This is a genomic window from Natronospira sp. (assembly GCF_007134575.1).
In the GTDB taxonomy this organism is placed as follows: Bacteria; Pseudomonadota; Gammaproteobacteria; order Natronospirales; family Natronospiraceae; genus Natronospira; species Natronospira elongata.
The window spans coordinates 1-4,309 of record NZ_SLKM01000082.1 but is presented as its reverse complement, the minus strand read 5'-3'; the positions used below and the strand labels follow the sequence as shown (position 1 = coordinate 4,309).

General features: G+C 60.5%; 3 protein-coding genes and 1 pseudogene. All 4 read left to right on the top strand.

From position 1 onward, the window contains the following. A pseudogene (locus tag ACJWXQ_RS03315) lies at positions 1 to 599 on the top strand (hypothetical protein); the annotation flags it as partial. A gap of 104 nt (positions 600 to 703) precedes the next feature. Further along, positions 704 to 2,053 carry a PQQ-binding-like beta-propeller repeat protein gene (locus ACJWXQ_RS03310; RefSeq protein WP_346051231.1) on the top strand — a complete coding sequence of 450 codons (1,350 nt, stop codon included), beginning with the start codon at positions 704 to 706 and terminating at the stop codon, positions 2,051 to 2,053. A gap of 62 nt (positions 2,054 to 2,115) precedes the next feature. Continuing rightward, positions 2,116 to 2,667, top strand: coding sequence for a GNAT family N-acetyltransferase (locus tag ACJWXQ_RS03305; RefSeq protein WP_346051230.1), 552 nt, complete (start codon positions 2,116 to 2,118; stop codon positions 2,665 to 2,667). A 177-nt stretch (positions 2,668 to 2,844) separates the two neighbouring features. Next, positions 2,845 to 4,309 (top strand): mucoidy inhibitor MuiA family protein (locus ACJWXQ_RS03300; protein WP_406672135.1); only part of this gene is annotated, 1,465 nt, incomplete at its 3' end.

Here is a 4,309-nt window from a genome sequence, read left to right as displayed (position 1 = left end):
GATTAGCCTACGCCAACTACTTGTTGGCCTTCGGTCGATTTGAGGAAGCGATGACGGAGGTCACGACCCTGCGTCGCCACCAGCCCTTGTTTTACGCGGTGCCTATGGTGGCCTGGAACTACCTCATGCAGGGCGAGACCGAGCTGGCCTGGAAGGAAATCCAGCGTATTACCCTGACCGAGCCCCGCTCGGCCGCCTATCATGTCTCGGCCCAGCATATTGCCTTCCAGCGAGGTGACGAGTTCGTGGCCATGGAGCACCTTAAGGCCCTGATGACCCTGGCCGGTATCGAGAACGAACGGCTGGCCCGCTTTGAGGCCGACTTTGCCGAAGCCGGACTGGCCGGGGTCCATGCTCGCTTGCTGGATGAGCGTGAAACTGCGGAGCTGGGTCATTACCGACCGCCCCTGTCCTGGGCACGCTATGCCCTGGTGGCCGGGGAGTATAGCCAGGCCCTGGATCATCTGGAGGCGGCGCGCGAGGACTCCCAGGAAGCGCTGCTCTGGCTGGCCGTGGATCCGCATTATCGCGCCCTGCATGCCGAGCCCCGCTTTCAGGCTGTGCTGACCAGTCTTGGTTTGACGTTGCCAAGCAATTGAAAGTAATAGGATTAATTAGGCTTTAAGAAGCTTTGGGCCGGCTTCAGGACGGGCCCGGACGCGATCGGCAGACTGGCCGGACTTCATTCTCAGGAGTCCGAACCATGTCATTTTCGAGTGTCCGTCTGACACTGATTTTCTTGATTCTATTCCATACCGTGCCCGGCGACGCCGCTGACTGGCCATTGTTCAAGGGTGATCCCGAGCGCAGCGGTCATGTCCGCCAGGATGTGGCTGTCACAAGCCTGGCGCTGGACTGGCAATTCCGCCTGCCCACCACCATTGCCAGTTCGCCGGTGGCCGTCGGGGATCAGCTCTTCGTGGCTGGTGAGAACGGCAACCTCTATGCCTTCGGGCTTGCGGATCGCCAATTGCAATGGATTCGCCCCTCGGGCGGAGCCATCAGTGCCACGCCGGCCGTTTTCGGGGACTTCGTCTATATCCTTAATCTCGATGGTTTGTTCCAGGCCATCCATCGCGTCGACGGAACTGAGGCCTGGTCTTTTCGGACCGGCGGTGAGAAGCGCTTCAGCGCCATCCACTACATGGGAATTCGGCACAGCGATGCCCCGATTCGCGACCCCTGGGATTTCTACCTGTCCTCACCCCTAGTGGCCGACGGCCGCGTCCATGTGGGTAGCAGCGACGGCCATCTGTACACCCTGGATGCCGATACCGGCGAGCTGCTCTGGCGCTACCGGACCGCTGGCATGGTCCATTCCTCCCCGGCCCTTGGCCGCAAGCATCCGGATGGCCATACCCTGGTGATTGGCGACTGGTACGGCATGGTGCATGCCCTGGATGCGGAAAGCGGGGAGGTTCGCTGGACCTACGCCACCGAGCGGGATAGCGTTCATCAGCAGTGGCTGGGCGTCCAGTCCTCGCCAGTGGTGGACGGTGACCGGGTTTACGTGGGCAGCCGTGACGGCTACCTGTATGCCCTGTCTTTGGCAACCGGAGAGGTGCTGTGGCGTTACGCCATGATGCAACGCTCCTGGGTGGTGGCCACGCCTTCCGTGGATGATGAACGTATCTACCTGGGTAGCTCGGTGCCGGGTTTCGTGATCGCCCTGGACCGGGTGGATGGGACCGAGGTCTGGCGTCGGGAGGTCGGTGCCTGGAGCTACAGTTCACCCCTGGTCCTCGGGCGCCATTTGGTCACGGCGGTCATGAACGGTGATCTGTTAGTACTGGACGCCGCGACAGGTGAACAACGCTGGCGGTATCAAAGCGATGCCGCCCGGGAAAACCATTTTGGCACGCTGGACCCGGACAGCGGGCAGTTCGATAACGAACGCCTGGGTTCCGGGGAGCTGCACCAGGCGCTTTACGGCTACATGGAATACATCCTGCATCTGGGAGGGTTCCTGTCTTCGCCGGCCTGGCATCGGGATGAGCTAATTATCAGCACCAGCGACGGTCAGGTCTTGATCTTCCGTGTGCAGGAAGACTGACTGCCGGATCTGTGGAACTGTGGCAGGATAGTCGATCCCTCGGGACAATGTGAGAATCGTCGATGGTCGAGATCGTCAAAGTCAGCACTGAAACCCAGATTGCTGCAGTGGCCCGCCTGGCTCGGGAAATCTGGGTGGATCACTACGCGCCCATCATTGGTCGGGCTCAGGTGGATTACATGCTGTCCAACTTTCAAAGTGAGGCCGCCATTGCCCGGCAATTGAATGAGGGTCAGGAATATTACCTGCTCCGCCGGGACGGGCAGGCTGCCGGCTATCTGGCGCTGATTGCAGAGCCCGCCGAACAACGGTTGAAGATCAGCAAGATCTACGTCGACGGCCGCTACCGTGGCCAGGGTCTGGGCCGGCGCTTACTGGCATTCACCGAAGAGGTTTGCCGGGAGCGTGATCTGGACATGCTCTGGCTGACCGTCAACCGCGATAATCTGGATTCCATCCGCTGGTATGAAAGCATGGGCTTTCGCAATACAGGTCCGGTTATGTTCGACATCGGTGGGGGCTATGTCATGGACGACTATCGCATGGAGAAGCAGCTGAGCGAGCCAGGCACATCTCATGGTGCTCGCGGATCGCTACTCCATGGCGATGAATGAACCATTAACCTCTCCGTCATGGCAGTCACTGCCGGAGCAATGATGGTCATTGGATATCCTCCCTGCTCTTGTAGTGTGCAAGCATGTCGATTCGGGAGTGACGGCTCGGTATTCGCCCAATTGCGCCGATTTTGATTAGACTGATCCTTCCTGTAGCGCTCAGCAAAGGGGGTTCCCATGTTCCAGCGTGTCGCGCTCGCCATACTGCTTGGCCTGGCCACCTTCTTCTCGCCGATAGGCGAGGGTCTGGCCGATACCGTCAATCATCGGGTTGATTCGGTCACCGTCTACCCCATGAAGGCGGAAGTCAGCCGGATTGTCGAATTTGACGTGGACGGGGAGAGTGGCACCTTGCGGCTGGATGGTCTGCCTGCCTCTCTGGACGTCAACGCCTTGCGAATCACGCCCATCAAGCCTGCATCACTGGCCATTGGTCAGCTATCCACCCAGCGACAGCGTGGTACGGAAAGCGAAAGGGCAGCCATCCGTGAGCTACGCGCCCGTATTGAGATGCTTGAGGCTGAGCGGGAAGAAGTGGAGGTACGCCTGGATGTGCTGGCGCTCCAATTGCGTCTGTTGGAGCAGGCGACCGGAGAGGACAGGGCGTCAGCAACCGACTGGAACCAACTGGCGTCAATCACGGGGACCTTGGGCGAGACGGCCGAAAGTGTGATCGGTGAACGTCTCACTGCCCGCCGGGAAGCGCGGCGCCTGGATGAGGAAATCGAGGTGTTGCGTGACAGTCTGGATGACCTGGGCGGGGAACAGACCGAGTCCCGTTCCCTGACGATGAGCTGGCAGGCCGAGGGGCCCGGGCGAGCCGAACTGCAGCTGGAATATGTGGTTTACCGAGCCGGCTGGCATGCGGATTACGAGGTTCATCTCGATACCGGCAGTGAAGAAGTGGAAATTGTTCATCGTGCCCAGATTCATCAGAGCAGCGGGGAAGACTGGGAAGACGTCACACTGTTCGTCTCAACCAGCGAACCGGCACTGGGAGACCAGATACCCGAGCTTTCATCCTGGTATATCGACTTCCATCAACCCCAGGCGGCCGAGGTGCATCAGGATTACAGCCTGCGTCGTGTTCCCGTCACCGGTTCGCGAGTCACTGCTGCGGATCTTGTCGGGAGTGAGTTCTCGGCGGAGTATCGTCTGCCCGGACGCGTCAGCGTGCCAGGGGACGAAGAACACCACCGTTTCACTTTGGGTCGGGCCGAACTGCCGGTGTCACTTTCTTTGAGGACCGTGCCTTCCCGGGCCTCTCATGCATGGCTGTTCGCCACCGGCGAGTTTGAGGGCGAGGTACCGCTGCCGATGGGCAATGCCCATCTCTATCGTGATGGCGTCATGGTGGCCCAGACCGAATTTTCCGCCCTGGTGCCAGGCAACGAGTTCCGCGCGGGCTTTGGCGTCGATCAGCGGACTACCGTGGAGCACAAGCTGGTGCGGGATATCCGGGGTAGCAGCGGTACCTTCCGCCGGCGCAACGAGGTCGAGCGCCTCCATCGCATCACCATCACCAGCGGCCACGACCGGGCAATTCCGATCACCGTGCTTGATCGCATGCCGGTGGCCCGGGATGAACGCATCGAAGTCTCTTTGCTGGACGAGTCAGAGCGCCCCGATCGGCAAGACGTGG

Bases quoted from the DNA above. Each gene is read 5' to 3' on its own strand.
- ACJWXQ_RS03310 (WP_346051231.1), top strand. From the start codon at position 704: ATGTCATTTTCGAGTGTCCGTCTGACACTGATTTTCTTGATTCTATTC.
- ACJWXQ_RS03305 (WP_346051230.1), top strand. From the start codon at position 2,116: ATGGTCGAGATCGTCAAAGTCAGCACTGAAACCCAGATTGCTGCAGTG.